At 54.9% G+C, this 25,448-nt stretch carries 29 protein-coding genes; 12 read left to right on the top strand and 17 right to left on the bottom strand.

Annotated elements, in window-relative coordinates:
- Positions 1–10 precede the first annotated feature (10 nt).
- The gene (locus tag ACNQ0W_RS09660) at positions 11–646 is read right to left on the bottom strand and encodes a carbonic anhydrase (RefSeq protein ID WP_015570694.1); all 636 of its coding nucleotides are present in this window, start codon (positions 644–646) and stop codon (positions 11–13) included.
- A gap of 72 nt (positions 647–718) precedes the next feature.
- A complete protein-coding gene (locus tag ACNQ0W_RS09655) occupies positions 719–1,501 on the bottom strand; it encodes an MBL fold metallo-hydrolase (protein WP_045329727.1) in 783 nt (260 codons plus the stop codon).
- A 125-nt stretch (positions 1,502–1,626) separates the two neighbouring features.
- On the opposite strand from ACNQ0W_RS09655, the gene ACNQ0W_RS09650 reads away from it, so the two are divergent.
- Positions 1,627–1,767: a hypothetical protein gene (locus ACNQ0W_RS09650; protein WP_062932590.1), complete on the top strand. Its 141-nt coding sequence runs from the start codon at positions 1,627–1,629 to the stop codon at positions 1,765–1,767.
- Between the two features lie 57 nt (positions 1,768–1,824).
- Here ACNQ0W_RS09650 and ACNQ0W_RS09645 read toward each other — a convergent pair whose 3' ends face one another.
- Both ACNQ0W_RS09645 and ACNQ0W_RS09640 read right to left on the bottom strand, forming a co-directional pair.
- Positions 1,825–3,231 (bottom strand): DUF1996 domain-containing protein, encoded by a 1,407-nt coding sequence (locus ACNQ0W_RS09645; RefSeq protein WP_062932589.1) that lies wholly within the window; start codon positions 3,229–3,231, stop codon positions 1,825–1,827.
- A 144-nt stretch (positions 3,232–3,375) separates the two neighbouring features.
- Complete coding sequence (locus ACNQ0W_RS09640) at positions 3,376–3,543, bottom strand: hypothetical protein (protein ID WP_062932588.1); 168 nt, start codon at positions 3,541–3,543, stop codon at positions 3,376–3,378.
- A gap of 245 nt (positions 3,544–3,788) precedes the next feature.
- Here ACNQ0W_RS09640 and ACNQ0W_RS09635 point away from each other — a divergent pair, with 245 nt between their 5' ends.
- From ACNQ0W_RS09635 to ACNQ0W_RS09620, 4 genes are read left to right on the top strand one after another with little or no spacing between them, the layout of a single operon-like run.
- Complete coding sequence (locus ACNQ0W_RS09635) at positions 3,789–4,619, top strand: ABC transporter substrate-binding protein (RefSeq protein WP_045324865.1); 831 nt, start codon at positions 3,789–3,791, stop codon at positions 4,617–4,619.
- 1 nt (position 4,620) lies between these two features.
- On the top strand, positions 4,621–5,436 hold the full coding sequence (locus ACNQ0W_RS09630) for an amino acid ABC transporter ATP-binding protein (RefSeq protein WP_116329891.1): 816 nt from the start codon (positions 4,621–4,623) through the stop codon (positions 5,434–5,436).
- Complete coding sequence (locus ACNQ0W_RS09625; RefSeq protein ID WP_062932586.1) at positions 5,436–6,182, top strand: amino acid ABC transporter permease; 747 nt, start codon at positions 5,436–5,438, stop codon at positions 6,180–6,182. The genes ACNQ0W_RS09630 and ACNQ0W_RS09625 overlap by 1 nt, the downstream gene beginning before the upstream one ends.
- Complete coding sequence (locus ACNQ0W_RS09620) at positions 6,166–6,852, top strand: amino acid ABC transporter permease (RefSeq protein ID WP_062932585.1); 687 nt, start codon at positions 6,166–6,168, stop codon at positions 6,850–6,852. The genes ACNQ0W_RS09625 and ACNQ0W_RS09620 overlap by 17 nt, the downstream gene beginning before the upstream one ends.
- Here ACNQ0W_RS09620 and fumD read toward each other — a convergent pair.
- The 4 genes from fumD to ACNQ0W_RS09600 all read right to left on the bottom strand — a co-directional run bounded on the left by fumD (position 6,833) and on the right by ACNQ0W_RS09600 (position 9,682).
- A complete protein-coding gene (fumD, locus tag ACNQ0W_RS09615) occupies positions 6,833–7,042 on the bottom strand; it encodes a fumarate hydratase FumD (RefSeq protein ID WP_003857676.1) in 210 nt (69 codons plus the stop codon). The genes ACNQ0W_RS09620 and fumD overlap by 20 nt on opposite strands.
- 108 nt (positions 7,043–7,150) lie before the next feature.
- Positions 7,151–7,963, bottom strand: a complete 813-nt coding sequence (locus ACNQ0W_RS09610; protein ID WP_148369161.1) for a MetQ/NlpA family ABC transporter substrate-binding protein — start codon at positions 7,961–7,963, stop codon at positions 7,151–7,153.
- Between the two features lie 35 nt (positions 7,964–7,998).
- Positions 7,999–8,667 carry a methionine ABC transporter permease gene (locus ACNQ0W_RS09605; RefSeq protein WP_045334087.1) on the bottom strand — a complete coding sequence of 223 codons (669 nt, stop codon included), beginning with the start codon at positions 8,665–8,667 and terminating at the stop codon, positions 7,999–8,001.
- Positions 8,660–9,682: a methionine ABC transporter ATP-binding protein gene (locus ACNQ0W_RS09600; protein WP_062932584.1), complete on the bottom strand. Its 1,023-nt coding sequence runs from the start codon at positions 9,680–9,682 to the stop codon at positions 8,660–8,662. The genes ACNQ0W_RS09605 and ACNQ0W_RS09600 overlap by 8 nt, the downstream gene beginning before the upstream one ends.
- Positions 9,683–10,081: 399 nt before the next feature.
- Here ACNQ0W_RS09600 and ACNQ0W_RS09595 point away from each other — a divergent pair, with 399 nt between their 5' ends.
- The 4 genes from ACNQ0W_RS09595 to lpp all read left to right on the top strand — a co-directional run bounded on the left by ACNQ0W_RS09595 (position 10,082) and on the right by lpp (position 14,959).
- Positions 10,082–11,452 (top strand): pyridoxal-phosphate dependent enzyme, encoded by a 1,371-nt coding sequence (locus tag ACNQ0W_RS09595; RefSeq protein ID WP_062932583.1) that lies wholly within the window; start codon positions 10,082–10,084, stop codon positions 11,450–11,452.
- A gap of 13 nt (positions 11,453–11,465) precedes the next feature.
- On the top strand, positions 11,466–12,611 hold the full coding sequence (locus ACNQ0W_RS09590; protein ID WP_062932582.1) for a trans-sulfuration enzyme family protein: 1,146 nt from the start codon (positions 11,466–11,468) through the stop codon (positions 12,609–12,611).
- Between the two features lie 377 nt (positions 12,612–12,988).
- The gene (gene pykF, locus ACNQ0W_RS09585; RefSeq protein WP_003857687.1) at positions 12,989–14,410 is read left to right on the top strand and encodes a pyruvate kinase PykF; all 1,422 of its coding nucleotides are present in this window, start codon (positions 12,989–12,991) and stop codon (positions 14,408–14,410) included.
- 312 nt (positions 14,411–14,722) lie between these two features.
- A complete protein-coding gene (gene lpp, locus ACNQ0W_RS09580; protein WP_001082307.1) occupies positions 14,723–14,959 on the top strand; it encodes a murein lipoprotein Lpp in 237 nt (78 codons plus the stop codon).
- A gap of 60 nt (positions 14,960–15,019) precedes the next feature.
- Here lpp and ldtE read toward each other — a convergent pair whose 3' ends face one another.
- From ldtE to sufA, 7 genes are all read right to left on the bottom strand, one after another.
- A complete protein-coding gene (gene ldtE / locus ACNQ0W_RS09575) occupies positions 15,020–16,033 on the bottom strand; it encodes a L,D-transpeptidase LdtE (protein ID WP_017693565.1) in 1,014 nt (337 codons plus the stop codon).
- A gap of 97 nt (positions 16,034–16,130) precedes the next feature.
- Entirely contained in the window at positions 16,131–16,547 is a 417-nt protein-coding gene (gene sufE, locus ACNQ0W_RS09570) for a cysteine desulfuration protein SufE (protein ID WP_032103710.1), read from the bottom strand.
- Positions 16,548–16,561: 14 nt separating this feature from the next.
- Positions 16,562–17,782: a cysteine desulfurase SufS gene (gene sufS / locus ACNQ0W_RS09565; protein WP_062932581.1), complete on the bottom strand. Its 1,221-nt coding sequence runs from the start codon at positions 17,780–17,782 to the stop codon at positions 16,562–16,564.
- Positions 17,779–19,050 (bottom strand): Fe-S cluster assembly protein SufD, encoded by a 1,272-nt coding sequence (gene sufD, locus ACNQ0W_RS09560; protein WP_062932580.1) that lies wholly within the window; start codon positions 19,048–19,050, stop codon positions 17,779–17,781. Before sufD ends, sufS begins: the two co-directional genes overlap by 4 nt.
- A complete protein-coding gene (gene sufC, locus ACNQ0W_RS09555) occupies positions 19,025–19,771 on the bottom strand; it encodes a Fe-S cluster assembly ATPase SufC (protein WP_116329892.1) in 747 nt (248 codons plus the stop codon). Before sufC ends, sufD begins: the two co-directional genes overlap by 26 nt.
- A gap of 9 nt (positions 19,772–19,780) precedes the next feature.
- A complete protein-coding gene (sufB, locus tag ACNQ0W_RS09550) occupies positions 19,781–21,271 on the bottom strand; it encodes a Fe-S cluster assembly protein SufB (RefSeq protein ID WP_003857739.1) in 1,491 nt (496 codons plus the stop codon).
- A gap of 8 nt (positions 21,272–21,279) precedes the next feature.
- On the bottom strand, positions 21,280–21,648 hold the full coding sequence (gene sufA, locus ACNQ0W_RS09545) for a Fe-S cluster assembly scaffold SufA (RefSeq protein ID WP_003857741.1): 369 nt from the start codon (positions 21,646–21,648) through the stop codon (positions 21,280–21,282).
- Positions 21,649–21,687: 39 nt separating this feature from the next.
- On the opposite strand from sufA, the gene ACNQ0W_RS09540 reads away from it, so the two are divergent.
- The 3 genes from ACNQ0W_RS09540 (at position 21,688) to ACNQ0W_RS09530 (ending at position 22,973) form a co-directional block, all read left to right on the top strand.
- Positions 21,688–21,903 carry a hypothetical protein gene (locus tag ACNQ0W_RS09540; RefSeq protein WP_251841676.1) on the top strand — a complete coding sequence of 72 codons (216 nt, stop codon included), beginning with the start codon at positions 21,688–21,690 and terminating at the stop codon, positions 21,901–21,903.
- Positions 21,904–22,141: 238 nt separating this feature from the next.
- Positions 22,142–22,549: a CHAP domain-containing protein gene (locus ACNQ0W_RS09535; protein WP_306464259.1), complete on the top strand. Its 408-nt coding sequence runs from the start codon at positions 22,142–22,144 to the stop codon at positions 22,547–22,549.
- Positions 22,503–22,973 (top strand): DUF3828 domain-containing protein, encoded by a 471-nt coding sequence (locus tag ACNQ0W_RS09530; protein ID WP_062932717.1) that lies wholly within the window; start codon positions 22,503–22,505, stop codon positions 22,971–22,973. The genes ACNQ0W_RS09535 and ACNQ0W_RS09530 overlap by 47 nt, the downstream gene beginning before the upstream one ends.
- 97 nt (positions 22,974–23,070) lie before the next feature.
- On the opposite strand, the gene ACNQ0W_RS09525 is transcribed toward ACNQ0W_RS09530, so the two are convergent.
- Together ACNQ0W_RS09525 and ACNQ0W_RS09520 are read right to left on the bottom strand one after the other, a co-directional pair.
- Positions 23,071–23,799, bottom strand: a complete 729-nt coding sequence (locus ACNQ0W_RS09525) for a MerR family transcriptional regulator (RefSeq protein ID WP_047051440.1) — start codon at positions 23,797–23,799, stop codon at positions 23,071–23,073.
- A 188-nt stretch (positions 23,800–23,987) separates the two neighbouring features.
- Positions 23,988–25,208: a diguanylate phosphodiesterase gene (locus ACNQ0W_RS09520; protein WP_062932579.1), complete on the bottom strand. Its 1,221-nt coding sequence runs from the start codon at positions 25,206–25,208 to the stop codon at positions 23,988–23,990.
- Positions 25,209–25,448: the final 240 nt, after the last annotated feature.

Raw genomic sequence — 25,448 nt, 5'->3', positions numbered from 1 at the left:
CGGTGTCGGATTACTCGAAGAAGACGTCCGGGTTTTCCGACAGCGACACGAACGATTTAGTGTTCTTGTCAAGGGCAAGGATTTTGCCGCTTTCGATGTCATATACCCAGCCGTGCAGGCGAATGGCGTTGTTGCGCAGGCCTACCGCCACCGACGGATGGGTCTTAATGTTGCTCAGCTGCGCAAAGACGTTCTCCTGCACCATCGCATTCACTTTATCGATTGGCTTATCCCAGGTTTTCTTCTCAACCACCGCTTTTGCCGCATCAGAATAGCGCAGCCAGTGGGAAACGGCTGGCATCGGCTCCAGATCGGCGTTGTCAGCAATCGCCTTCATCGCGCCGCAGTTGGAGTGGCCGCAAATAACGATATCGGTCACGCCCAGGGCAACAACAGCATATTCGATGGTCGCAGAGACGCCGCCAGGCTCCGGCCCGAACGGTGGCACAATGTTGCCCGCGTTTCGAATGACAAAGAGCTGTCCTGGCTCCTGTTGCGTAACCAGTTCCGGAACCAGACGGCTGTCGGAGCAGGAGATGAACAGCGCTTTGGGATTCTGACTGGACGCTAAACTACGAAAAAGCTCTTTACGTTGCGGGAAAATCTCTTTTTGAAAGCTGAGAAAACCTTCAATGATATGTTGCATAGCCATTTCTCTTTTATCTGTTTTAGTTTAGGTATGATCGCGATCACACTCGTAAAATTTAACCACCGCGCCCTAGCCGAGACAAGCAATATATTTCTGGCCCGACCGCTGCACGATCTCATCCGCGTTCGCCGGGATGTTCTGCCCTTCAAAGGCCCCGTACAGGCGCTGGTACGTTTTCCCGGTCAGTCGGCCAATCACCGACTCAACGGTGCGGGCAGGCAGCGGCAGCATATTCGGATAACTCCACATAAACGACACGGCGTCCTTACCGGGTGTAACCTGCAAAATATCACCGGCCAGCAGCACGCCGTCGCCTGACTGCCAGTGCAGCACCGTGCCGCCTGCAAAATGCCCGCCCAGCCGCAGCAGAGTCACCAAAGGCATAATCTCCAGGGCGTCCTCCTCCCAGAAGCGTATCGCCGGGCTGTCACGCATCACCCACTGCCGATCGCTGGCGTGCAGGTAGATCGGCGCGTTAAACGCGGCGGCCCACTCCTGCATGGTGGTGTAGTAATGCGGGTGCGAAATCGCGATCGCGCTGATGCCCCCGAGCGCGTCCACTAACGCTCTGGTCGCCGGATCAAGATTGGCGATGCAGTCCCACAGAACATTGCCCTGTGGCGTACGCAGCAGAAGCGCCCGCTGGTTGATGGCAAAAGCGGGAACGGTTTTGATGCTGAACAGCTGCGGTTCCAGCTGTTGCCATTTGTTGGTGTGCGTGGTCGTAAGGCTGTCGAAGTCCGTCCATGTCTGGCCCGTCACCGGGACATACTGGCGCTCATCGTCGCAAATCGGGCAGTTTTTGGGCTGTTCATCGTAAGCGGTACCGCAGGTTTTACAGAGTGTAATCATCGGCTTTCCTCAGCAATAAAGCACTGAGTATGGCAGGGATTATCCATATGTGCTGAGGGGTGCCTGGCCCGCTTTTTTTGACTTATACTGTGCCAGTATCAAAAACTGAATAACGCAGGTGGCACATGGAAATTAATCTCGATAACTTAGTCTTTAACGGGCTGGATGAAGCAGAAGAGCGCAACGCGGAACGTCTCGACGATGCGGATAAAAAAGCCCAGGCGATTATCGCCGATGACGACTGCGGCGATGCCTGCAAGATCTGAAGAATAAGCACCGGGCTCCCCGGTGCTTTTTTTATGAATGCCTTTTGCTACCGGCTATCAGATCTCCGGCGTTTTGCTAAACCCGGTCAGCATCAGGATCAGGCTTTGTGGAGATGACCCCGTCTCAAACTGATAATGATTTCCCTGACGATCGCCGCCGATATACCATGAAATTTCGGTTTTCCCTTCTGCCAGCGCCTTACGCACCGCTTTATCCACGTCCACCATCCGGTATTCGCGGGAGTGGTTCAGGTAAAGCACCGCATCCGAGCGATAGTTGCAGGATGGTCGTGAATGCCAGTTCACGGTGGCCGGATCCCAGTCGTTACTCGCCGGATAGAAGAAGATTTGATCCGCGCCGTTGGTTTCCACTTTCCCGCCATAAATTCTGACGCGGTATTTAAACTGGGCAGGATCCTGTCCGGCAGGCAGCGGAGGAATGTTGAACTTCACCAGGGACAATGTTTCGCTGTTTTTCGTGCGTCCACCGTTCTTCCAGTTATCCTGCACCAGTAAGACCTGGGGATCGGGCTGTGAAAGTGCGGGTTCCATGCTGCTGAGCCAGACGTTAGCCTTCGCTTTTGAATAACCATACGGTACGGTGGTGCCGCAATCCATTCCCCGGTTCATGCACAGGTCGGTCATAAAGCGCGCGGCATCTTCCGTCCAGCCGTTCATGAAGTCAGCATGCGCCGTATACAGGCTCCCCCACCGCTCTTCACGCTCACTGCCATGCATGATGGGGTCGAGGGAAAGCTGGACTTTGCTGGTATCCAGAGAGCTAATTGTCGGAAGCACGTATGCAATATTCATGTTCACCGTCGGGATCTTCACCGGGAAGGCGGACGGACACTGTCCTTTCGTATCGTAGGTGGCGTTAGCCAGGCCGTGGGCGGGCTTCAGGTTGACCCCGTCCCAGCAGTTCGGGAACTGAATGCCGATATTAAACTGCACGGCATCCTTCGCCTTGCGTAGGCCGCAGACTTCACCCGTTCTGGTGGTGTAGCCCTTGCCGTTGGCGCATAAAAAGGTGATATGCGGATTTGGCGCAGTGCCGTGGTGATCGCCCGCCAGCAGCGACAGCCCCGCCGGGAACGGGTGCAGCGGCCAGGCGTCAACGTTCGATGCCTGATAATAGGTTTTTTGATAGGCGGGTTTGACCACCGTTCCGTCCGGCAATTTTAGCGACGGAGCCCAGTAGGCCGAGCTGTCTGCTTTGTTATCGCAGGTGGTCTTTTCCTGGGCACGCAGCGATTCACGGCTGGAGTAAGCATCCGTGTGCACGTTACCAAAAAAATCGTGCAGCATAGCCTCGTTGGGCATGCCGAACATCATAATGGCATCATCGCCGAGGGTGTGGGAATAACTGCATACAACATGCGCCTGTGGACCAGCGTGTGCCGCCTGCATGGCAAGCAGAAGTGCGGTGGCAGAAAGCGCGGGGGTTAATACTGTCCGTTTCATTATCATCTCCATCTGTGAAAGGAGATAGTGGTAACAAAACGGCCATCATTTACCGAGGATTAGCCTGGGTATTTTTCCCCTCATCCTCCCTTTACAGACACCACGCACAGCTCATTCCAGTACATTTCGCGCGTCCGGCGCAGTTCAGCGTGACGTTTTATCATGGAACCACTCCGGGTCGATGTTGGCTACGTCCACGCCATACAGGCTGGCGACAGGCAGTATTGACTCAAGAACACGTTGCGCGCTGTTCTCCGCTTTCACTGGTCGGGGCGCAAAAAACCGCCGTAACGTGCTTATCCATTTTTTCATCGTCATTACCCTTCTCGCTTAACCTGTCCTCAGTTAAACACCCAAATTGCGCCCGGGGGAAATACCAAAATCCACTGTCGATGTGCAGGATCTGCAAATAGCGCCCCGCCGTCTGCTCTCTTCTTTAACACCTTGTTCACTCATGCTTTTTTTCTCATAGCAAAGAACGATTTCTTATTTGGCGATAGCTTTCCCTTATGGGAGCGTAACGGGGTAAAACAAAAACAACGGGATGGCGTATGACTATGGCTGCAAAAATGAAAGGGTTTAAAAAACGGGCGCAGGTTCTGGGATTAGTGGCAGCCTGGGGCCTGGTTTCAGCACAGGCGCAGGCCGATCGGCTGGCGGATATCAAGGCAGCAGGCGTGGTGAAAGTGGCCACGTTTGATGCCAATCCACCCTTTGGCTCGATTGATGCCAAAACGCATGAGATCGTGGGTTACGACGTGGACTTCGCCAAAGCGCTGGCGAAATCGCTCGGCGTCAAGCTTGAACTGGTCGCCACTAATCCGGCTAACCGTATTCCGCTGCTACAGTCCGGAAAAGCGGATCTCATCGTGGCGGATATCACTATCACCCCGGAACGCGCACAGGTCATTGATTTCTCGACGCCTTACTTTGTCACCGGCCAGCAGTTCCTGGTTCCGGCAAAATCACCGGACAAGCTTGATGACTATAGCCGGGCACGCATTGGCGCCGTAAAAGGTACGACGGGTGAACAGGCGCTGCACCAGCGTTTTCCGCAGTCCCGCGTCCTCTCTTACGATGATATCCCGCTGGCGCTGACGGCACTGCGCAATGGCAACGTGCAGGCCATTACCCAGGACAGCACCATTCTGGCCGGTCTGCTGGCGCAGGCGCCGGATAAAGCCGACTTCAAAATCCTGCCCGACCTGCTCAGTAAAGAAGAGATTGGCGTGGGGGTGAAAAAGGGTGAGACGGCGCTGCTGAAAGCCGTTAACGATGAGCTGGTAAACCTGGAGAAAAACGGCCAGGCGGCAAAAATCTATGACGTCTGGTTTGGTCCAGGCACCCCTGCTCCACAGCCTCGTAACTTTAAAATAGAAGCCCGGTAATATGCTCTCAGGTTTATTTTCACACTCCGCGGCCAATGCCGCGGATTTTTCACGTCTGGAACAGGCCAGCGTTGAGTTTCGCCATGTGGACAAACGCTACGGCGACCATCCGGTTTTAACCGACATTAACCTCACCATCATGCCGGGTGAAGTGGTTGCCATTCTCGGCCCTTCGGGTTCCGGAAAATCGACCCTGATTAGGCTTATTAACCAGCTTGAGAGCCTGAGCGGCGGGGAGATCCTGGTCGACCACAAGCCGACCGGACAGCTTTCCGGCAGCAGGTTACGCCAGTTACGCAGCCGCGTCGGGTTTGTGTTCCAGCAGTTCAATCTCTATGCCCACCTTACCGCCAGCCAGAACATCACCCTCGCACTGGAGCACGTTCACGGCTGGAAACCCCTGCCCGCCCAGGAGCGCGCGCTGGCGCTGCTGGAGAAGGTCGGCATGCTGGAGAAGGCGCACCGCTATCCTGCTGAACTTTCCGGCGGACAGCAGCAGCGCGTGGCGATTGCCCGCGCTCTGGCCTCGTCGCCACAAATCATTCTCTTTGACGAGCCGACGTCGGCACTCGACCCGGAGATGATTGGCGAAGTGCTGTTGGTGATGAAAGCCCTTGCCCACAGCGGGATCACCATGATTGTCGTCACCCATGAGATGCAGTTCGCCCGGGAAATTGCCGATCGAATCGTTTTTATCGACGGTGGACACATTCTGGAAACCGCGCCCCCGGCGCAATTTTTCAATCAACCGTCGCATCCGCGTGCGAGGCAGTTCCTGCAAAAAGTGCTGGATCCGCTGTATCAGGAGCAACCGTAATGCCCGCTCTGGACTGGCAGGGGGTGCTGGCCGGACAGCCCCTGCACTGGCTCCTCTCCGGATTTCTCACCACTCTGTGGGTGACGCTGGCGGGGATCATGCTGGCCAGCCTGCTCACCTTGTTCTTTATGCTTTTTCGGCTTTCCGGGGGACGTTTCGGGACATTGATCGTCAGCGGCTGGGTATCGCTGTTTCGCAATACGCCGCTGCTGGTACAGCTGCTGTTCTGGTATTTCGCCGCCTGGAACGGGTTGCCGCAGGGGCTGCGTGACGTGGTGAACGCAGACCACAGCTGGTCCATTTTACCCGGTGACGTCTGGTGGTTTACGCCCGAGTTTTTATGCTCCGCCTGGGGGTTAGGCGTCTTTACCTCGGCGTTTTTAATCGAAGAAGTGGAATCGGGACTGCGTTCCGTACCTGCCGGGCAACGGGAGGCGGCGCTCGCTCAGGGATTTTCCTCATGGCGTCTGTTTCGCTACATTCTTCTGCCCCAGGGACTCGCTAACGCCTGGCAGCCCGTCGTTGGCCAGTACCTTAACCTGATGAAGCTCTCCTCGCTCGCGAGCGGGATTGGCTTCGCCGAACTGACCTACCAGGTTCGCCAGATAGAAAGTTACAACGCCCATGCACTGGAAGCCTTTACCGTCGGTACGGTGCTCTACTTGCTTACCGGGATGGTGACGGGAAGCGTGCTGGTGCGCCTCGGCCCCCATTCAGGGAGGAAAAACCATGATCCCCGGATTTAACGTTATTGTCGAAAACCTGGACTATCTGCTTTGGGGACGTGCGGCTGCGGGAGAACCCGGCGGCGTACTGCTCTCGCTGCTGATGGCCGCGGGCGCCGCCGCGCTTGCCCTGCCCGGCGGGATTGTGCTGGCATGCCTCGCCTGGCGCTATCCCGGCGTGGTGCGCAGTGCGCTGTTTGCATGGGCAGAGTTGATTCGCGGGATCCCCCTGATCTTCGTAATATTCTGGATGTGGTATCTGCTGCCGCTGATAACCGGCAGAGATCTCCCGGGCGCGACGACCGTCACGCTGGCGCTGGCCTGGTTTACCGCGGCTGCGGTGATGCATTCGGTGTTAGCCGGACTGAGAGCGCTACCGTCGGGCCAGAATGAGGCCGCGCTTTCTCAAGGGTTCAGTACGCAGCAAACGCTGTGGCGCGTGCTGCTGCCGCAGGCGCTGAGAAATATTCTGCCGTCGCTGGTGGGGATTTTTATCAGCCTGCTGAAGGATACGTCGCTGGCGTTTATCGTGAACGTTCCTGAACTGACCACGGTGGCGGGACAGATTAACAACCGGGTGCAAATTTACCCGGCGGCCATTTTTATCTTTACGGGTGTGATCTATTACCTGCTCTGCTGCTCGCTTGAGCTGCTCGCGAAGCGCTGGCGCGTTAACCGGCCAGCGCTTTAACCACCGTTTCCATCGCTTTGGTGGTCAACTCACTGCGCTTAACGCGCTGGTTCGCCAGCGCGGTACGCAGAACGCCCGCAATGACAATATGTTTCGGCTCCTGCCCTAAATCACGCATTTCGAGAACGACCTTGCCTACCACCCGACACATCTCCTGGTACAGCGCTTCGTCTTTGGTCACATTGCCCATTGCCATCACTCCGTAGCCCTAAACCGTCAGCTTAAATCATTCGTCGGCTGGATACAAAAAAGAAGCCCGGCGTGTTGTTCGCCGGGCTTCGTCTGGAAAATCAGGAGATTAGTTGTTTACCGGGATGACTGCGCCTTTGTATTTGGTGCGGATCCAGTCCTGAATCTCTTTGGAGTGCAGCACGTTCACCAGCGCGACGATATCCTTCTTCTTCTCATCACCGCGATGAACGGTAATGATGTTGGCGTACGGGTTATTCTCACCGCTTTCTACCGCAATGGGATCGTGGACCGGATCCAGACCGGCATCAATTGCGTAGTTGGCGTTGATCACCACCGCAGCACCTTCGTCGTTGTTGTACATTTGCGGCAGCAGAGACGCTTCCACGTTAGGGGTAAATTGCAGCTTTTTCGGGTTCTCCACGATATCGCTGATGCGCGCGGTCACTTTATCGATGCCTGGCTTCAGCTTGATCACGCCCTCTTTTTCGAAGATGGAGAGAATACGCCCTTCCTCGGAAACCGCATCACGCATGATGATTTTGCCGCCTTCCGGCAGATCCTTCAGCGATTTGTATTTTTTCGAATAGATCCCGATCGGCTCAATGTGGATTGCGCCCGCACTGACAAAATCATAATCCTTATCGCCCGCGTGATCTTTCAGCACGCTGTTCAGGTAAGGGATGTGCTGGAAATAGTTGGCGTCAATGTCATGCCCCGCCAGCGCCGTGTTTGGCAGAATGTAGTCCTGGAACGGTTTAATCTCCAGGTCGATCCCCTGTTTCGCCAGAATCGGCTTAGCCTGCTCCAGAATTTCCGCGTGCGGGGTGTTGGACGCCCCCACGGTGAGCGTGTCCGCCCAGGAGGCAAAGCTCAGGGCGCTCAGGGTTGCGGCGGCGATCAGTGTCAGTGTCAGTGTCAGTGTCTTTTTCATGATGTGGTTCCTGTGTGTATTTATTAGCGTTTATCTAACAGTGAAGTAATGGCATCGCCGACGAACTGGATAATGAACACGATGATCAGAATGGTCACCGTTGCCACCAGCGTGACGTCACCATGGTTGCGCTGGAAACCTTCCAGATAAGCCAGATTTCCCAAACCGCCAGCACCTATCACCCCTGCCATTGCGCTGTAGCTCACCAGCGCAATCAGCGTCACCGTCATACCTGAAACCAGTGCGGGTGAAGATTCCGGCAATAAAACCCGAAACACTAACGTACTCAGCCGCGCGCCCATCGAACGCGTGGCCTCAATGACTCCTTTGTCCACTTCTCGCAGGGCAATCTCGACCAGACGGGCGTAGAACGGCGCCGCACCCACAATCAGGGCGGGCAGCGCAGCGTTAGCGCCAAGAATGGTCCCCACAACGGTCTTGGTGAACGGGATCAGCAGGACGATGAGAATGATGAACGGAATCGAGCGGAACACGTTCACCACAATCGACATCACGCTGTAGACCGTGCGGTTGTGGAATAACCCGCCGCGGGCAGTTAAAAACAGCGCCAGACCGAGCGCGATCCCCAGGACAAACGTCGCCACGCCGGAAAGCGCGGTCATGTAAAGCGTCTCCTGAGTTGCAGCCCAAAGCTGATCCCACTTCAGGTGCGGAAAGAGTTCTTCAGCCATGCTTGATTACCTCGCCTTCAATATCGCTTTGCTTCAGGTCGGCGAGGATATTGTTCAGTTGTTCATCCGATGCCACCACGTGCACCCAGAGCTGCCCGAAAACACCGTGGGCGGTTTGCGTCATTTTGCCGTGCAGGATGTTAAACGGCAGGCCGTAGCGCAGGGTCAGTTCACCGACGATCGGCCTGTGCGTGCTGTGCCCGGTGAAGGTCAGCCTGATCACCGTGCCTTCCAGATCGTTTGCCAGTTCGGTATTGAAGGTCTCGTCCTCCGCGTACTGGCTCACCTGGCGGACAAACTGCCGGGTGATCGGCTGCTGCGGATGCGTAAACACGCTCAGCACGTCCCCCTCTTCCACTACCTTGCCGTTCTCCATTACCGCCACGCGGTCGCAGATTTTGCGCACCACATGCATCTCATGCGTAATGAGTACGATGGTCAGGTTAAAACGACGGTTAATGTCCAGGAGCAGATCGAGGATCTGATCGGTGGTTTGTGGATCCAGCGCCGAGGTGGCTTCGTCACACAGCAGTACGTCCGGATGATTGGCCAGCGCGCGGGCAATGCCCACACGCTGTTTTTGCCCGCCGCTCAGCTGCGACGGGTAGGCATTCTCGCGCCCCTTCAGGCCGACCAGCTCCACCAGTTCGGCAACGCGAGCCTGAATTTGCGCTTTTGGCACACCGGCAATTTGCATTGAAAAGGCGATATTTTCCTTCACCGTGCGCGACCAGAGCAAATTAAAGTGCTGGAACACCATGCTGATTTTCAGGCGTGCCTGACGCAGCGCTTCTCCTTTCGCGGCGGAGATATCCTGACCGTTAATGGTGACGCTGCCGACGCTGGGCTTTTCCAGACCGTTCAGCAGACGGATCAGCGTACTTTTCCCGGCCCCGCTGTAACCGATGATCCCGTAAATCTGTCCCTGCTCTATCGTCAGGTTGACGTTATCAACGGCTGTCAGCGCCTGTTTCCCGTTGTCAAAAACCTTCGAAATATTGCTGAGTACAATCATTCTTATTCGTTATCCGTTTCGCATATAGCGGTTTAGCAGTATGGATGTCCAAAAGATAGTAAACAGCCGTTATCAGCTTTTAAATGACCAAAAAAGAATTTCTTATAATTCTGCGGAATAAGCAGCGAACTGGCGGGTGAAAAGCATTTAGATGAATATCAGCAATAATTATCTGCCATTTGCATATCAGGTCTCACTCACCCGACGAAATCGGCTAATTTTGCAGCACTTTATGCGGATATAGCCATCCTCACATCCGGACAACTTTACGTCTTGCTGTCTTTCCATCTGAAAACACAAGGATTATTCATTTCCGTTCTAAAACCCAGTGAAACGTTCTTTATTGAGAAAATTTCATGGTTCTATCATCCGGTCATCACCTCTTCACAGGACATGACCATGACGCTTTACCACTCCGTCACCGAACTGATTGGCCGCACGCCGCTCATCCAACTGCACAAGCTGGACACCGGCCCCTGCTCGCTGTTTCTGAAGCTGGAAAACCAGAATCCCGGCGGCTCGATTAAAGACCGCGTCGCGCTGTCGATGATTAACGAAGCCGAGCGTACGGGCCAGCTACGGCCCGGCGGCACCATTATTGAAGCCACGGCGGGGAACACCGGCCTGGGGCTGGCGTTGATTGCGGCGCAGAAGGGCTACTCGCTGATCCTGGTGGTGCCGGACAAAATGAGCCGCGAGAAGATTTTCCACCTGCGGGCGTTAGGGGCGCAGGTCGTGCTGACCCGCTCGGACGTGAATAAAGGGCATCCGGCCTACTATCAGGATTATGCCCGGCGGCTGGCGAACGAACTGCCAGGCGCGTTTTATATCGACCAGTTCAATAACGCGGCCAATCCGCTGGCGCACCGCACCACTACCGCACCGGAACTGTTTGAACAGCTTGACGGCCAGATCGATGCCATCGTCGTCGGCGTGGGGTCCGGCGGTACGCTGGGCGGCTTACAGGCGTGGTTTGCAGAACATTCGCCGCAGACGGAATTTGTGCTTGCCGACCCGGCCGGGTCGGTGCTGGCGGACCAGGTTGAGACCGGACGCCATCATGATGCCGGATCGTGGCTGGTTGAGGGGATTGGCGAAGACTTTATCCCTCCGCTGGCGCACATCGAAGGGGTTAACCGCGCCTGGCGCATTACCGATCGCGAGGCGTTCACCACCGCCCGCGCTCTGCTAAAAACGGAAGGGATCCTGGCAGGCTCCTCCACCGGCACGCTGCTGGCGGCGGCGCTGAAATATTGCCAGGCGCAGACTACGCCAAAACGTGTGGTCACCTTCGCCTGCGACAGCGGCAATAAATACCTCTCGAAGATGTTCAATGACGACTGGATGCGCCAGCAGGGGCTGATTTCGCGTCCGCAGGCAGGCGATCTCTCGGACTATATTGCCCTGCGTCACGATGAAGGCGCGACGGTGACTGCCGCCCCGGACGACACGCTTTCCACCGTACTGGCCCGCATGCGCCTGTACGACATCTCCCAGCTGCCGGTGCTCGATAACGACAAGGTCGTCGGCATCATCGACGAGTGGGACCTGCTGCGACACATCGGGGGAGATGCCGATCGCTTCTCACTCCCCGTGACGGCAGCCATGACGCGTCAGGTCGAATATCTGGATAAGCAGGCCCCGGAGAGCGCCCTGTACGCCATCTTTGACCGTGGCCTGGTGGCGATTATTTATGACGCAGATCGCTTTCTGGGTCTTATCACACGCAGTGACGTACTCACCGCCTGGCGTAACCGCCTGACGAAATAAAAAGGAGCAAAAGATGAAAAACCTGGCCACCCTCAGCGTTCACAGCGGTGAGTATCACGACCCGCACGGCGCCGTGATGCCGCCGATTTACGCCACGTCGACGTTTGCGCAACCGGCACCGGGTGAACATACCGGCTACGAATACTCCCGGAGCGGCAACCCCACCCGCCACGCGCTGGAGACCGCCATCACCGAACTGGAAGGCGGCACGCGCGGGTACGCCTTCGCGTCAGGGCTGGCGGCCATTTCCACCGTGCTCGAACTGCTGGATAAAAACAGCCATATCGTCGCCATTGACGACGTGTATGGCGGTACGTATCGCCTGATCGAAAACGTGCGCAAACGCAGCACCGGGTTACAGGTGAGCTGGGTTAAGCCGGACGATGTAGCCGGACTTGAGGCCGCCATTCGCCCGGACACCCGCATGATCTGGGTGGAAACGCCGACGAACCCGCTGCTGAAACTGGCCGACCTGGAGGCCATCGCGGACATTGCCCGGCGCCATAATGCGATCAGCGTGGCGGATAATACCTTCGCCTCCCCGGTCATTCACCGGCCGCTGGAGGCGGGGTTCGACATAGTGGTCCACTCCGCCACTAAATATCTCAATGGTCATTCAGACGTGGTTGCCGGGCTGGCTGTTGTCGGGGCGAATAAGGATCTCGCGGAGCGTCTGGGCTATCTGCAAAACGCGGTTGGCGGCGTTCTGGATCCGTTCAGCAGCTTCCTGACGCTGCGGGGGATTCGCACCCTCTCACTGCGCGTTGAGAAGCACAGCGCCAACGCGCTGGCGATTGCGCAATGGCTGGAGCAGCATCCGCAGGTAGACAGCGTGTTCTATCCCGGGCTGGCGTCACATCCCCAGCATGCGCTGGCCCGCAGACAAATGGCGCTGCCGGGCGGCATGATCTCCGTTGTGATTAAAGGCGATGCGCAACGCGCGACAGAGGTGATCCGCCATCTTACGCTCTTTACCCTGGCGGAAAGCCTGGGCGGCGTGGAGAGTCTGGTGAGCCAGCCCTACAGCATGACCCATGCCTCCATTCCACTGGCACAGCGTCTTGCAAACGGCATTGTGCCGCAGCTTATCCGCCTGTCGGTGGGGATTGAGGATGCGAAGGATCTGATCGCCGACCTTCAACAGGCGCTGGAAAAGTGAGCAAAAAACGGCGGGCGTTGCGCCTGCCGTCATAAGATGACATTAGGCCTTAACGCCTTGATAACAAACTTATGTGAATCTGCACAGATTGTTTTTGAAACGCTGTTTCCATTTTCCTTTTTACTGTAAATCAGCGTATAATGCGCGCCAAATCCCTGGTGAATGGTTTCAGCGCTTGGAATACAAAAAACAACGTACAACTTCTCCTCTCCTTCGTTGGGCTGGCACTCAGGCACACTTTCTTCTGCACGCTCATTTGATGTCACCTATTCTTAGTGCGTGTCATATACTCTTTCGCAACACAGGTTTGACTCCGCGGCGGTGCGCCCCCGGAGCGAGATTTCCATATCCTTCCCAACTTAAAGACTAAGACTGTCATGAAAAAGACGAAAATTGTTTGTACTATCGGCCCGAAAACCGAATCCGAAGAGATGCTGAGCAAAATGCTGGATGCCGGCATGAACGTGATGCGTCTGAACTTCTCCCACGGCGACTATGCTGAACACGGTCAGCGTATCCAGAACTTGCGCAACGTGATGAGCAAGACCGGGAAAAAAGCGGCGATCCTGCTCGACACCAAAGGTCCTGAAATCCGCACCATCAAACTGGAAGGCGGTAACGACGTTTCCCTGAAAGCGGGCCAGACCTTCACCTTCACCACCGACAAATCCGTTGTAGGTAACAACGAAATCGTTGCCGTGACCTATGAAGGCTTCACCAGCGACCTGTCCGTTGGCAACACCGTGCTGGTGGATGACGGCCTGATCGGCATGGAAGTGACCGCGATCGAAGGCAACAAGGTTATCTGTAAAGTGCTGAACAACGGCGATCTGGGCGAAAACAAAGGCGTTAACCTGCCGGGTGTGTCCATTGCGCTGCCAGCGCTGGCTGAAAAAGACAAACAAGACCTGATCTTCGGCTGCGAACAAGGCGTGGACTTCGTTGCTGCCTCCTTTATCCGTAAACGTTCTGACGTGGTTGAGATCCGTGAGCACCTGAAAGCGCACGGCGGCGAGAACATCCAGATCATCTCCAAGATCGAAAACCAGGAAGGCCTGAACAACTTCGACGAAATCCTCGAAGCGTCTGACGGTATTATGGTTGCGCGTGGCGACCTGGGCGTTGAAATCCCGGTTGAAGAAGTGATCTTCGCGCAGAAGATGATGATCGAGAAATGTGTTCGCGCGCGTAAAGTGGTTATCACCGCAACGCAGATGCTGGACTCCATGATCAAAAACCCACGCCCTACCCGCGCTGAAGCAGGCGACGTGGCGAACGCCATCCTCGACGGTACCGATGCCGTTATGCTGTCTGGCGAATCTGCAAAAGGGAAATACCCTCTGGAAGCGGTCAGCATCATGGCGACCATCTGTGAGCGTACCGACCGCGTGATGAAAAGCCGTCTGGATTACAACAACGACAGCCGTAAACTGCGCATCACCGAAGCCGTGTGCCGTGGTGCGGTAGAAACCGCCGAAAAACTGGAAGCCCCACTGATTGTCGTGGCGACCCAGGGCGGTAAATCTGCGCGTGCCGTGCGTAAATACTTCCCGGATGCGACCATTCTGGCGCTGACCACCAACGAAACCACCGCGCGTCAGCTGGTGCTGAGCAAAGGCGTGATCCCACACCTGGTGAAAGAGATTGCCTCTACCGATGATTTCTATCGTCTGGGTAAAGAAGTGGCGCTGGAACTGGTTGATTGTGGCCTGGCTCAGAAAGGCGACGTGGTGGTTATGGTTTCTGGCGCGCTGGTTCCAAGCGGCACCACCAACACGGCATCTGTCCACGTGCTGTAATATTTCACGAACAAATTATTGTTTTGTTAAAAAGCGTCCTTCGGGGCGCTTTTTTTATTCCCGCCTTTAACCAGAACTATTCAAAAAGCAAATCGGGTTTTTCTATTTAATCGCGATTTATCTAAGATGAATCCGATGAAAAATGCCTTTTTTAACATAGCTTTTTCGTCAAAATTGCCGATTTCGTTGCTTCTTTGAGCGAACGATCAAAAATAGGCGTAATCCCATCAAAAAAATATTCTCAACCCAAAAAACTTTGTGTAATACTTGTAACGCTACATGGAGATTAACTCAATCTAGAGGGTATTAATAATGAATCGTACTAAACTGGTACTGGGCGCGGTAATCCTGGGTTCTACTCTGCTGGCAGGTTGCTCCAGCAACGCTAAAATCGATCAGCTGTCTTCTGACGTTCAGACTCTGAACGCTAAAGTTGACCAGCTGAGCAACGACGTGAACGCAATGCGTTCCGACGTTCAGGCTGCTAAAGACGACGCAGCTCGCGCTAACCAGCGTCTGGACAACCAGGCTACTAAATACCGTAAGTAATAGTACCTGTTAATAAAATGGCGCACATTGTGCGCCATTTTTTTTGCCTTCGTCAAACCTCTACTGAAGCGCCTTCTCGCCCTCGCCTTCCGCCACCGCCGCTGAGACACGACTGTTCTGAACCGACAGGACAGAATTGCTGGCTGACGAACCATTGCCTGCTGAAACGGCAACCGGGATCCCCGCTCTGCGCGCAAGGGCTTTATCGATAAGCGTTTTATCGCTACCTGATTCCGCAGCAAAAGCGGTAAACGCCGCCGAGTGCGTGAACGGCACCGTCTGTGGGTTTTCACCTTCAGCCTGCGCCAGCGGCCTGTGCACTTCGATATAACGTTTGCCGTCCGGCTCGACGGAGAACTTCACCGGCTCATTGATGATCTGCACCCGCGTGCCGACGCGCACTTGCTCAAACAGCGCTTTGATATCCGGCGCGTTCATTCGCATACAGCCCGAGCTGACCCGCAGCCCTACGCTGTCCGGCGCACTGGTGCCGTGAATAAGATATTCCCCATTCCCTATGCCCAGACGCAGCGCAAAGCGCCCCAGCGGGTTATTTGGCCCTGCGGGTACCACAGGCGGCAGTTTAATGCCCTGGGCCAGTGAGCGCGCTCTGATGCCCGCTGTAGGGGTCCATGTAGGGTTAGGGATTTTCTGACTCACACGGGTGGTGCTGACCGGTGTTTCCAGCCCAAGCTGACCAATACCCAGCGGATAGACCTGCACGATATTTTCGCCAGGCGGATAGAAGTAGAGACGCAGCTCCGCCAGATTCACCACAATGCCCTCGCGCTCGGTGTCCGGCAGTAGCATCTGGGAAGGGATCGTAATGACCGTTCCTGGCGCAGGGTTCACCGGTGCAATGGTATTATTGGTTTCAAGGATCAGCTGTGCGGCGGTATTAAACCGACGAGCGATAGACTGAAGTTTATTGTCCCCTTCCTGAATGGTGTATGTCTGGTTTTGCCCAATCAGGCGGCTGCCTGCGGGCGGTAAAGGATAATCAACCGCCCTGGCTGAATTAACAGCACTGAGCGAACCAAGGAGTAATAGAGTTATTAGAGACGCGCGCTTCATGCTGAGATTCCTTATTCACTGACCAAACGTCAGAAAGCTGAAAAACCAGCGAGGTGGAAACCACCCCGCGAAACAGAATGAATGCTGTTCTGTCAGTTTAGCTAAGGATTGCGGCTTTGGCGCGGATGGCGCGGATCATCGCTTCCAGCCCCTGTGAGCGGGACGGGGTGAGGTGTTGAGTTAAGGCCATTTGTTCAAACCACGGGCGAACGTCAAAGGCGACAATATCCTGCGCCGACATCTGGTGATAAAGAATAAATACGACGGCAATAAGCCCCTTCACAATGGCGGCATCGCTGTCACCCTGTAATTCGATTACGCCTTCGTCCGTCTGCTGCATCAGGATCCAGACCTGGCTCTGGCAGCCCTGAATGATGTTGTCCGGGTTATGCGCCTCTTCGCTGAGCGGCGGCAGGCGCTGACCCAGCTCGATGATATAAAGGTATTTCTCTTCCCAGTTTGCGCAACGCCCAAAGTTGCGCAGCAATTTATCTCTGTCCGGCAAATCTGCCATCTCTCGCCTCTCCGTTAGCCAAGCAGCTGGTGAATACGTTTTAGTCCCGCCACCAGTCTGTCGACCTCTTCCGTTGTGTTGTACATCACCAGCGATGCGCGGCACATGGCCGGTACCTGATAATACGCCATCAGCGGCATCGCGCAGTGATGCCCGGTACGCACAGCGACGCCGTAATTATCAAGGAAACTGCCCACATCATAGGCGTGATGCTTGCCGAGGTTGAAGGCTATCACACCCAGACGGTCAGCAGGACCATATAAGGTCAGATCCGGGACGCTGGCAAGCTCCTGCAAGGCATAATGCATCAGCAGCTGTTCGTACTCCTGAATCGCCGCCAGCCCCGTTTCAGAGACGTAGCTAATGGCCGCGCCCAGCCCGATGATCCCGCCCGTGTTGGGCGTACCCGCCTCGAAGCGCCAGGGCGCACGGGCGTAGGTTGTGCCGTCCGTCAGGCTGACGGTGGCGATCATTGACCCGCCCCCTTCCCACGGCGGCATGGCCTGGAGAATGTCCTCTTTCACATACAACACGCCGATGCCCGTCGGGCCATAGAGCTTGTGCCCGGAGAAGACGTAGAAATCGCAGTCCAGGGCCTGAACGTCAACCGCATGGTGCATCACCGCCTGGGCGCCATCAATCAACACTTTCGCACCAACCTGATGGGCTTTGTCGACGATCAGCGCCACCGGATTTTCCGTCCCCAGTACGTTTGAAACGTGAGTCACCGCCACCAGCCGCGTTTTGTCGTCCAGCAGAGCGTCCAGTTTTTCCAGCTGGAGCGTGCCGTCTTCATTCAGGGGGATCACCCGCAGTTGCGCCCCCACACGCTCACAGAGCATCTGCCAGGGCACGATGTTGGCGTGGTGCTCCATCTGGGTGATGATGATGTTATCCCCCGCGTGCACCTGCGCATTGCCCCAGCTGTTAGCCACCAGGTTGATCCCTTCGGTGGTGCCACGCACGAATACCAGCTCTTCCGGCGAACGCGCGTTGAGGAAGGCCGCAACCTGCGTGCGCACGTTTTCCATGCGCTGGGTCGCTTCGGCGCTCAGGGTGTGGATCCCGCGATGTACCGCCGCATAACCGTGGCGGTAAAACTCGGCTTCCGCATCCACCACCTGATTTGGTTTTTGCGCGCTGGCCGCACTGTCGAGATAGGCCAGCGGCAGACCGTTCACTTCACGGGTCAGTACCGGAAAATCTGCCCGGACTTTCTCTACGGGAAATGTCATGCTTCGCCTCCAGGCAGCCGCTGACCGATACGGGCCAGCACCTGCTGTTTAAGTCCGCCATCGGGCAGCGCTTCCGTCAGCTCAGCCGCAAAGGCGTAAATAATCATCTTTTGCGCGGCCTGCTGGTCTATCCCGCGCGAGCGCAGGTAGAACATCTGCTCATCGTCAATACGCCCGACCGTCGCGCCGTGGCTGCATTTCACATCGTCCGCATAGATTTCCAGCTGTGGTTTGGTGTCCACCTCTGCCAGACGTCCCAGCAAGAGGTTGTTGTTGGTCATCTGCCCGTCAGTTTTGATGGCGTGCTGCGCCACGTTTATCAGGCCGTTAAACACTGCACGACCTTTGTCGCTGACGATGGTTTTGTGCAGCTGACGGCTGTTGCAGTAGCCTTTGTTATGCTCAAGCCAGGTGCGCGTGTCGCACACTTCTGACTTCACCGGCATCGCCAGGCTGTTGATACGCAGCGTAGTGTTCTCACCGTTCAGCTGGGTGCTGGTATTGTGGCGTAGCACCGCGCCGCCAAGCAGGAAGCTGTGGCTGTACGCCGCGGCATCCTGGCCCAGCAGAATATCGTTGTGGGCGAAGTGGTGACTGAGCGGATTTTCAAATGCCAGCTTGATGTGGTGCAGCTGGGCATTGGCCGCCACGTTCATCGTCAGACGCGAACCGGTGAAATGACGGGTGTCGTTAAGACTGACGTAATGCTCGATCACCGTCGCCTCTGCCCCTTCTGCCAGCTCAAAATGGTGGCGATAGTGGGCGGTGTTAATCTCATCACCCTCAACGCCCTGGGTGATATGCATCAGCAGCAGCGGCTTAGCCGGACGCTGGTTACGCTTAACGCGAATATGGGTGACAGACTGCGACAGGCTCTCTGTCAGGTGCAGGAAGACTTCAGGCTGAACGGGAGCAGTCAACGACTGGCGCTCATCGTTAGTGGCGATATCGAACCCGCTCTCCTGCACGCTGTCGCTCAGCTCCGCACGGAACTGACCGTCGACAAACACCAGACGCACGGCATCCACCCTCAGCGCCAGCCTGTCGCGCTGATCGGGGCTGACCTGCGCCAGACGGGTGACAAACTCGCCGTTCAGCAGGCCATCCAGCGGGGTATATTTCCAGTTCTCATGTTTACGCGTCGGTAAACCGAGACGCAGCATCTGCTGAAGATGGTGCTGGGCCTGTTCAGAGCGCGCTCCACCCTGCGCTTCAAACAGCCGGTGCCACTGCTGGAGTGCATTACTGCTGTTCGGTAAGCCAGCCATAACCCTGCTCCTCCAGTTGTTTAACCAGCGTAAAGTCACCGGATTTCACAATGCGTCCCTGGTAAAGCACGTGGACATAGTCCGGTTTGATGTAGTCCAGAATTCGCTGGTAGTGAGTGACGATGATAAATGAGCGGTTGCCGTCACGCAGGGAGTTCACCCCGTCGGCAACGATCTTCAGGGCGTCGATATCCAGCCCTGAATCGGTCTCATCGAGAATGCACAGCGCTGGCTCCAGAACCACCATTTGCAGAATATCGTTACGTTTCTTCTCACCGCCGGAGAAACCCACGTTTACCGAGCGGGTCAGCAGATCTTCCGGCATTTTCAGCAGCTTAATCTTCTCTTCCATCAGATCCTGGAAGTCAAAGCGATCCAGCGCCTCAAGGCCGCGATACTTGCGCACCGCGTTCAGCGCGGTTTGCAGGAAGAACTGGTTGCTGACGCCCGGAATTTCCACCGGATACTGGAAGGCCATAAAGATGCCCTCGCCGGCACGCTCTTCCGGCGACATCTCCAGCAGATCTTTGCCGTTAAACTCAACGGAGCCGCTGGTGACTTCATAATCTTCGCGTCCTGCCAGCGTCGCTGAAAGCGTACTTTTTCCGGAGCCGTTTGGCCCCATGATGGCGTGAACTTCACCCGGTTTGACGTCAAAATTGAGGCCACGCAGGATCTCTTTCTCTTCCACGCTAACCTGTAAATCTTTAATGCTTAACATGTGCTTTCCTTAACCGACGCTGTGTTCAAGACTAATGGCGAGGAGTTTCTGGGCTTCAACGGCAAATTCCAGCGGCAGTTCAGAGAACACGTCCTTACAGAAGCCGTTAACGATCATTGAAATCGCATCTTCTTCACTGATCCCGCGTTGCAGGCAGTAGAAAAGCTGATCTTCACCAATACGTGAAGTAGTAGCCTCATGCTCAAGCTGGGCGCTGTTATTGCGGCATTCGACATACGGGAAGGTGTGCGCCCCGCAGTCCGCGCCAATCAGCATGGAGTCACACTGGGTGAAGTTACGCGCGTTGGTTGCCGTCGGCATGATTTTCACCAGTCCGCGATAGCTGTTCTGGCTGTGACCGGCAGAGATCCCTTTGGAGATGATGGTCGATTTGGTGTTTTTACCGATGTGGATCATCTTGGTGCCGGTATCGGCCTGCTGATGACCGCTGGTCAGCGCCACGGAGTAAAACTCACCGATGGAGTTGTCGCCGCGCAGAATACAGCTCGGGTATTTCCAGGTAATGGCGGAGCCGGTTTCTGACTGCGTCCAGGACATCTTGCTGTTTTCGCCTTCGCACAGCGCACGCTTGGTGACGAAGTTCAGAATACCACCGGTGTTGCCGTCGCCCGGGAACCAGTTCTGTACCGTAGAGTATTTCACTTCCGCGTCTTTATGGATGATGACCTCTACCACCGCCGCGTGCAGCTGGTAGCTGTCGCGCACCGGCGCCGAACAGCCTTCGATATAGCTGACGTAGCTGCCTTCATCGGCCACCAGGATGGTGCGTTCAAACTGACCGGTTTTTTCCGCGTTGATGCGGAAATAGGTCGAGAGCTCCATCGGGCAGCGCACGCCTTTCGGCACGTAGATAAAGGTCCCGTCTGACGCTACCGCCGCATTCAGTGCCGCGAAGAAGTTATCGTTACTCGGCACCACGGTACCGATGTACTTTTTCACCAGCTCCGGGTGATCGTGAATGGCTTCCCCGAAGGAGCAGAAAATAATCCCCTGCTCCGCCAGTTTTTCACGGTAGGTGGTTGCCACCGAGACGGAGTCAAAAATGGCGTCTACCGCCACCTCTTTGCCTTCGCGCACGGGCACGCCGAGCTGATTGAACGCCTCTTCCACCTCTTTACTCAGGAAGCTGTTCTCGGCACCGGTTTGCTGTACCGCGCCGGGTTGCGAGGCACAGGTGTCATCACAGCTGCCGCAGGAGGGCGCGGAATAGTAGCTGTAATCCTGATAGTTCAGCTTATCGTAATGCGCTTTCAGCCAGTGGGGTTCTTCCATCTCCAGCCACGCGCGGAATGCGCTCAGGCGAAACTCCAGCATCCACTCCGGCTCGTTACGTTTCGCCGAAATGGCGCGCACGACCTCTTCGTTGATGCCTTTCGCCAGCTCATCGGTTTGCAGCTGCGTGAAGAAACCCTCTTTATAATTGAGGTGTCCGCCGCTCCAGGTGTTTACATCACTCGTTGCTTCAGTATTACGAGACATAGTACCGCCTATACCCCAAAGCTTTCGCCGCAGCCACATTCGTTCTGGGCTTTCGGGTTATGAAATTTGAATAACTGGTTTAAACCTTCCCGAACGTAGTCGACTTCGGTTCCATCGATAAACGGCATCGCCTGTAGCGCGACGTATAACTTTGCACCGTCGGTTTCAAAGACCAGATCGTCCTTTTCAGGTTCGGTTACGGTGTCCAGCACGTAGCCAAATCCCGCGCAGCCAGTCTGCTTAACGCCTAAGCGTACGCCGAGGATGTCGGGATTTTTTGCCACCAGCTCATGAATATGCGCCGCCGCCGCTGGCGTCAGCGTTAAGCCACGCCAGGCAAAGTCGGCCGGATTGAAGGTTTCTGAATGCAGTTCCATAGGTCCACCTCATCTGATAAGCCACCAGGGCATAACACCATGTTAGTGATAACGATTATCACTTCAACCCCCTGCGAGCAGGGGCTTTGGGCTAAACCGCCCTTTTTGGCTACTTTCATTAAGCATAGACCCTGTGACGGGATGCGGATGGGATGGTTAGATTTGTTCAATGCATTGATAAATAATGCATTTCATGAGAAAGGCGGTAAGGCGGCGGGCAATGATAAAAATTGTATTGGAAATACCTATTTTTAAGATAGTCAAAGTACGACCAGGCACCCTATACATTTTTTACGTATGCCTCCCCTTAAGCCAGGTTCTTGTTCATCCTTTTTTTGCCTTATCTGGGCGCGCATAAAGACGTTTGATGGATGAGTTAACCATTATTTATCAGTCTGATAGTGGTTAAATTCCGATCATGATTAATTACATAAACTCTTCACTTTTCGGCGTAATGTTTCCCTTGTTAACCATTCAGCTGATAAGGAAATTTATGTCATGGAATAAACATGAGGCTGTTTCATATGCTCGCAGCCATGCCCATCATGAAAGTAGTGGTTATTGCGCCCGCGCGGTAGCTGCCGCGATACGTGCAGGCGGGTTGAAAATTGAAGGTGCTGACGCCAAAGACTTTTGGCGTTCTCTCGAAAAGGCGGGCTTCAAAAAAGCATACGGAACCCTTCTGGAAGGTGATGTTGCTGTTATTGATGCGCTACCCGGTGAGAATCAGCACGGGCACGCATGCATTTATGACGGATCCGGAACCTGGTATTCCGATTTCAAACAAAGAACACTCTACCCTGCCCGACGTACCGAAAAATTCAGCCAAAAATCACAATTTACAGGCATCCGTAATGAAGAAAATATTACTTTTACTCTGCATGGTGTCTGCTGTAGCTAATGCGAAACCACTCGGCCCTGCTGAGCAGGCCGTGAAGTTCAATAAATGGTATGTCAGTCAGATAGCAAAGGACATTTACCCAATATTGGACGGGAACGAGATCGATAAATTCGTCACAGCGTCAACGATGAAAAAACTGCGGCATACGCAGGATCCAGGATACGGAGAAGAAAGTGACGTATTTTACGACGCTGATTTGTTTTTAAAGGCCCAGGATATTCGTGATGACTGGTCAGCGAATGTCGCCGCCATCGCTGTAGATTCCGATCCAGTTTGCGTGAACGTTTACATCGCGTTCGGCAAGAAACAGGAGCATGTTGTCGTTGACTGCATGGTCAAAGAAAACGGGGCGTGGAAAGTGCAATCAGTTACAGCTGCACAGTACACGCGAAATGTTGCTGGCGACAAAAGATCGACGATATGACAGGGGTACTGATGCAATGCATCTTTGCGAATACCCCTGTCGTATCGCCAGAAAGCAAAAATCCCGCGCTGGCGGTTTACCGTCGGACCCCTTAACATCAGTGATGGAACGAAACGGCGAAACCCTGTTCACGCCAGTGGTCGAGCTGCTCCTGTTGACGAGGCGTAGGCGCTTTACCGGTCCAGACGAAAATTTTTTGCCCGGGAAAGAGTTCCGGACGCGGAGAATCAATCGGCTCAGCCAGCACGTCGATATGCCAGCCCTTGTAGGCAAGACGGGCCGCTTCCAGCCACAAATGCGTACGGTCGTCGCACTCCCACCCGACCAGCAGCGCATCTTTACCTGCTTTTTTTCGCGACTCACCCAGGCTTGCAACGGCAAACTCAATCAGGACACCATCAAGCAGGCTCGCCATGTGACGCACCGTATTCTGGTCCTGGTTCATTCGCTGCCGCACAGGGGTGATGATGTTGTCTATCAGAACATCCATCGCATGGTCACGGCGGAACTCGCCGATTTTAGCGCGCAGTTTTGCCGGATTGGCATAGCGCAGAACGGTTAACATCTCTTCCTGAAACGATGCCCAGTTCCCCTGAGTCATCACTTCTGTATTTTCAAGAAGCGCTTTTACTTTACCGACCGAAACACCCGTTTTCATCAGGCGTTTGATCTCTTCGATACGCAGGATATCTTCATCGTCAAACTGACGATGACCCCCTTCGCTTCGCTGCGGCTTCAACAATCCATAACGGCGCTGCCAGGCACGCAGCGTAACGGGGTTGATACCGCATCGTTCGGCCACTTCGCCGATACTGTAATAGGCCATTAACTCCCTCACGCACAATACTTCCATACCTAACCAAACCAACCTTATCAGATTGTACAAATCATTTGTATAACTAACTCCTCATTCTGAGACAAGTGAATGGCTCAAAGAACCACTCACTCGTTAATGTATTGTTGTATAAATTTAGCCGTACGTACAGGTCACTTTGAAGAGTTACGTACAGGTTTTTATAAATCGTACTTTTTCTCGGGCCAGGCAATCGCCGGAATGCCCCCCAGACGCGGGCTGGCGAAAAGGTGTCCCTGGAACTGAGAAATCCCGGCAGATTCCAGCCACATCCACTCTTCAGCCAGCTCTACGCCTACCGCACAGAACAGAATTTCCAGGGAGGCGCAGCATTTAATAATTGACTGAATGATCGCCTGACGCGGGCCGCTCTTGTGCACGTTGGCAATCAAGTCACGGTTGATCTTGATTCTGTCCGGCTGGAACTGAGCCAGCAGTTGCAGACCGGCAAATCCCGCGCCAAAGTGATCGATAGCCACGCTGATCCCGGCGCTTTTAAGCTGTCTGACCGCGCTGGTGAACTCTTCAAAGCGCGAGATCGCCTCGCTCTCGGTGAACTCGACCACAATTTGCTCCGGCACAAAACCGTTCGCCTCAATTGCCGTCAGTAAAAAATCGACGGCGCCAGGAACATTGACCAGCGTCATCGGCAGCAGATTAATGGACAACGTTTGAGTCTGTAGGCCCAGCGCGCTGGCCATCGACAAAGCCACCTGCTTACTCTTCAGATCCGATTCGTACAGCGCCTCACGCGACAGGTTGGAAAAGTAGCTTTCCGGGGAGTCACCGGACGGCGTGCGGATCAGGGCTTCCCAGGAAACCACCTGCTGCATAAACGGATCGACGATAGGTTGAAATGCGAAACTACAGTCCGCACCCTTTGCCACAACCGTTGGCTGGGAGGATAACGGCGTATTTTCGGTGACAAATTCCCAGGCGTCAGCCGGAGGCAGCTCAAAGTAGTTGGCTTTTTCAGTGGCCTCAACGAAGGTGCGGAAAAATTGCAGGGCGCGATCGTTATAGGTCAGCTGATAGCGGGTTGTGCCTTTATCGAGTACCTGTTGCAGCACTTCGTCGGTGTCGTACTGACGAAGGTCAAAGAGCTCCATACCCACGTTGCCAAAACGTCTTGAAGGCCCGTGATCGCTTAACAACTCGACCACGTTGTGATGCCGAGGGTCACGGCAGATGAGCTCATAGATCTCCTTAACGTTATCAGCGGGCCCTTCAAGTAACTGAAAAAAGTGTGTGCCGTTAAACAGCAAAATCCCCGTCACATCGAACTGGCGATTTCTACAATTTGCAGCAGCGACCATGTCTTCCAGCGCTTTCACTGGAACGTCCTCGCAGATATGACTGCGGTAAATAATGGTTGTGAGCATGCTAATCCTGAAGATTGAGGGGGTGACCACGAAAACACGTGGGGAGAACTCTGTTATAGCACATTAATTGCCCAACAAATAATTTACAACTCAACGATTTACACGGCTTCTTTGCGCCTTTTCCTGGCATGTACAACTCTGCGACGCCATTTCGAATTGTACAATATATCTTGTGAATCCCGCAGTAAACTGCATACATATAACCTGTCTCTTATACACATCTGACGCTGCCGACGACTA

Source organism: Enterobacter cloacae complex sp. 6730903 (genome assembly GCF_048283985.1).
GTDB lineage: Bacteria > Pseudomonadota > Gammaproteobacteria > Enterobacterales > Enterobacteriaceae > Enterobacter > Enterobacter hormaechei_C.
Note: the sequence above shows the minus strand (reverse complement) of the source record. Positions and strands in the feature narration are given on the sequence as shown.